Below are 414 nucleotides of genomic sequence, written 5' to 3' on the forward strand. Positions count from 1 at the left end.
CTTGCAGGAAGTGCTCCATCCATAAAATGAACTGCTATTGGAAGTCCCCATTCATTAGCTATAGCTATTACAATAGGTGTTCCTAACTCTTTTGCAGCATTCTCAACTTCCTTCATAACTTTCGTTGCTATATCTAGATTAATATATTTTAAACTACTCATACCAATCACCCTTTAGTGGAATTTTCTTAATATACCTTCCTACATCAAGGCCAAATTCCTTAGCTATTTTTTTATTACTAATAGTGACCTTAAAATTTACTAATCCCTTAAAATCACTAGATTTAAGTTCTACATTATCCTGGTCCAACTCTACAGCCAAGTTAAAAGGAACCTTTGCAAGGTTTAATTCACCAATCAGCTCCAGAGCCAAAACTTCATATCTTATATTCTGTTCCTCAAGACCATCTAACAC

Annotated in this window: 2 protein-coding genes; both read right to left on the reverse strand. The window is 34.3% G+C overall.

What is annotated here, in order from left to right; all coding sequences use genetic code 11:
• A partial coding sequence (locus ARA56_RS17155; RefSeq protein ID WP_148315788.1) for a heme-binding protein occupies positions 1 to 161 on the reverse strand: 161 nt, incomplete at its 3' end.
• A partial coding sequence (locus tag ARA56_RS16885) for a hypothetical protein (RefSeq protein ID WP_172675787.1) occupies positions 154 to 414 on the reverse strand: 261 nt, incomplete at its 5' end. The genes ARA56_RS16885 and ARA56_RS17155, both read right to left, overlap by 8 nt.

Source organism: Clostridium disporicum, from assembly GCF_001405015.1.
Classification (GTDB): domain Bacteria; phylum Bacillota; class Clostridia; order Clostridiales; family Clostridiaceae; genus Clostridium; species Clostridium disporicum_B.